Source organism: Streptomyces sp. NPDC050759, from assembly GCF_044456945.1.
In the GTDB taxonomy this organism is placed as follows: Bacteria; Actinomycetota; Actinomycetes; order Streptomycetales; family Streptomycetaceae; genus Streptomyces.
In genome coordinates this window covers 300,718-304,091 of record NZ_JBITGI010000003.1, presented here as the reverse complement: position 1 = coordinate 304,091, position 3,374 = coordinate 300,718, and the positions used below count along the sequence as shown (strand labels likewise).

Below are 3,374 nucleotides of genomic sequence, written 5' to 3'. Positions count from 1 at the left end.
CGTGAGGCCGGAGACCGTGAGGCCGGAGACCGTGAGGCCGGAGACCGTGAGGCCGGAGACCGTGAGGCCGGAGACCGTGAGGCCGGAGACCGTGAGGCCGGAGACCGTGAGGGCGGAGGCCGTGAGGAGGCGAGATGGTGCAAGTGACAGCGACTGTGGAGGCCGGACATGCCCGGTACACCTACCGGCTGCGCGTGTCGTCCACCACCCGCACGGCTCTGGGGGCGGAGTGGGACCGGTGCCGCTGGCTGTGGAACGAATGCGTGGCCAAGTCCAAGGCCGTGCACCTGCACAACAAGGCGACCGGCCAGAAGGCCACGTGCGCTCCGGCCCAGCTCGACCAGATGCTGACCGAAGCCCGCGCCCGCACGCCGTGGCTGCGTCAGGGCTCATCCGTTCCCCAGCAGCAGGTCATCCGTGACTTCGGCCGCTCCCGCGCCAAGGCGCACAAGGACATCCGGGAGCGTCTGCCCATGGCGCGCCGGGCCGGGATGCCGACATGGAAATCCAAACGCGAGGCAGCGCCGACCCCCAACTACACCCGGCGCGGGTTCCGGTTGAAGGACGGCCGGCTGCACCTGGCCGGCGGAATCGTCGTGGCGGTGATGTGGTCGCGGGAACTGCCGGCCCAGCCGTCCTCGGTGCGCGTGTACCAGGACAGCCTCGGGCACTGGTACGCCTCTTTCGTCATCCCTGCCCAGGTCCATCCCCTGCCGGAGACCGGCCGCGCACTCGGCGTCGACTGGGGCGTGAAAGAGACCGCGACCACCACGTCCGACGCGCACGACCTGCCGCACGCCGAACACGGCAAAAGGTCCCGGACGAAACTGAGCCGGTACGACCGGCTGATGGCCCGCCGCAGACCGAAGAAGGGACAACCGGCGTCGAAGGGCTACCGCCAGGCGAAGAAACTACGGGCGAAGGCGCACAAGAAGGTCGCCAGGCAGCGTGCGGACACCGGCCGCAAGTGGGCCAAGAACGTGGTCCGCGACCACGACGCCATCGCGGTCGAGGACTTCCGCCCGAAGTTCCTCGCCAGGACCACCATGGCCCGCAAGGCCGCAGACGCCGCCATCGGCGCCACCAAGGCCGCTCTGATGGAGATGGGCCGCAAACACGGGCGGGACATCCGCCTCGTCCACCCCGCGCACACCACGACGGACTGCGCGCACTGCGATGCGAGAGCCAAGCATCGCCTGCCGCTGGGTGAGCGCACCTACACCTGCACCGCGTGCGGGACTGCGTCCCCCATGGACAAGAACTCCGCACGCGTGATGCTTGTCCGGGCTGGTCTCACCCCGGCTGGCGCTGATGGCGCAAGACCTCCCAGAGCGCGGCTCCAAGAGGCGGCCTGAGCCAGGAATCCCCTTCCCCTCGGGGAGGGGAGGATTCAATTGCTGTAGTTGTAGACGCCCGGGACACCCCGAGCAGATCCGCGATGGTCTGCGCGGCGCCCCGCGAGTCGAAGTACCCGTCCTGGTGCAGCTGCTGTACGAGAGCCTTCTTGTCAGCTCTGCTCAGCGACCGGGGTGTGGCGGCGCGCTCCGCGGCCAACTCCTCCACAACCCGCCGCAGTTCGCGCGTGTTGCGGTCCCGCAGGGGCTCCAGGGGGTGCTCGCGGTGTTCGGTCTCCATGGCGACCAGGTGGGACAGGGTGAGCGTGACCGGCGACAGCATGGAGACGTCCAGGTTCGGGCACGGCGCCGCGATGTATTCACCCGCGGCTTTCTTGAGACCGATGGACGTGCTCTTCACGGGCCGGCCGTCGGGGAACCGGTGCGGGTGGTTCTGAAGGACGCTCGGGTACTCCGGATCGGCGATGCGCGCCAGCCCCGGTTCGGTCGCGGAGTCCCCGACCCGACGGCCGGAGAGGTTGTTCTCGATCACCATCGCGTGTGCTCGTCCGCACCCTCGACGACGCCTTCCGCCACCGGCACTCCGCCCCGGAAGCAGGATGGACTTATTATCCAGATCTGAATTTTTAAGCCCAAGATCCTGACCGGCAGGTTGTCCGGCACACTGACCGAGGTGTACATATGGGCCGCCCGGGTGCGGCCCGGCGTCCTTGTGGCGCATTCTTGCTGTGTCGCCCGCGGGACGGCGCACGGACGAGGTAGGGCCGATGACTGGGAGCGTCGAGGACGCACACCCGACGGCCGGGCGGCTGACGGCACTGCTGATCGACGCTTCGACGGAGGCGATCAGTGCGGCCGGCGGCCACGCCGGAGGGGTCTATCTGCGCTCCCGGACGCCCGGACTGCTGCGGCTCGCCGTCCTGTCGGGGCTGCCCGGACCACTGTTCCGCCCCTGGTGGCGGCTGCACTCCGACCGCCCCTTCCCCGTCGCCGACGCCTACCGGCTCGGTGTCCAGGTGGTCCTGCCGAACGCCACCGAGACCATGCGCCGCTACCCGCAGTTCGCCGCTGGACTGCCGTTCCAGTTCGGCTCGCTCTATGTGCCCGTCGTCGGCGGTTCCACGACCTACGGTGTGCTGACCGTGCTGCGCCCGGCTGTGACCGACGCCGCCGAGGTACTGGCCGAGCACGACCGAGTGGTGCGGCTCGCCCAGGAACTGGGCGCGGCGCTGCGGGGCCTGGAGGACGCGCACCCGAACCAGGTCGCCTGGGAGGGCGAGCCCGTCTGTCTGCGGCCGCCGACCGCCTCCACGTCCTTGGGACGCGCCGGGCGCTTCGCCTGGGACTCCGAGAGTTCCGACATCATCCTGGACGAGGACCTGCACACCCTCCTGGGCATGCCGCCCAGTGAGTTCCCCGGCACGATCGAGGCGTTCGCCGAGGCCGTGGCCCCCACCGACGCGCACCGCATCCTGGCCACCCTGCGGGACACCGCCGCCGGCCGCCCTCCCGCTCTGCCCCTTTATCTGCGGGCCGAGGACGGCGCGCTGCGCCTGCTGGACCTGTGGAACGCCTACGAGCCGCCTGCCGCACCCGCGGTCCGGGGCGTCGTCGTGGCCCCGGGCCCCGGCCCCACCGCGGACTCCGCGGCCGACCTGCTGCCCGACGGTGTGTTCTGCGTGGACCGGCTGGGCCTGGTCGTCTACGCGAATCCGCGCGCCGCCCAGCTCCTCGGCCGTCCCCGTGCCGAGCTGGTCGGCCGGGACCTGTGGGAGGCCGTGCCCTGGCTGCGCCGCCCCGACTTCGAGGACCACCTGCGGGCGGCGCTGCTCACACCGGACCCGGTCCACTTCCATCTCGTACGCCCGTCCGCGCAGGAGTCCGAGACACGGCCGACGGCTCAGGACACCGGATCACCACTGTCCGCCCCGGACGCCGGATCACCACTGTCCGCCCCGGACGCCGGGCCACCGCAGTCCGCTCCGAACCCCGGGCCACCACTGTCCGCCCCGGACCCTG

Annotated in this window: 2 protein-coding genes and 1 pseudogene; 2 read left to right on the top strand and 1 reads right to left on the bottom strand. The window is 70.9% G+C overall.

What is annotated here, in order from left to right; translation table 11 throughout:
• Positions 1-134: 134 nt before the first annotated feature.
• Entirely contained in the window at positions 135-1,355 is a 1,221-nt protein-coding gene (locus tag ACIBJB_RS11330) for an RNA-guided endonuclease InsQ/TnpB family protein (protein ID WP_398929033.1), read from the top strand.
• 52 nt (positions 1,356-1,407) lie between these two features.
• On the opposite strand, the pseudogene ACIBJB_RS11325 reads toward ACIBJB_RS11330, so the two are convergent.
• Positions 1,408-1,896: pseudogene (locus ACIBJB_RS11325) on the bottom strand (transcriptional regulator); the annotation flags it as partial.
• 226 nt (positions 1,897-2,122) lie between these two features.
• Here ACIBJB_RS11325 and ACIBJB_RS11320 point away from each other — a divergent pair.
• Positions 2,123-3,374 (top strand): PAS domain-containing protein (locus ACIBJB_RS11320; protein WP_398929031.1); only part of this gene is annotated, 1,252 nt, incomplete at its 3' end.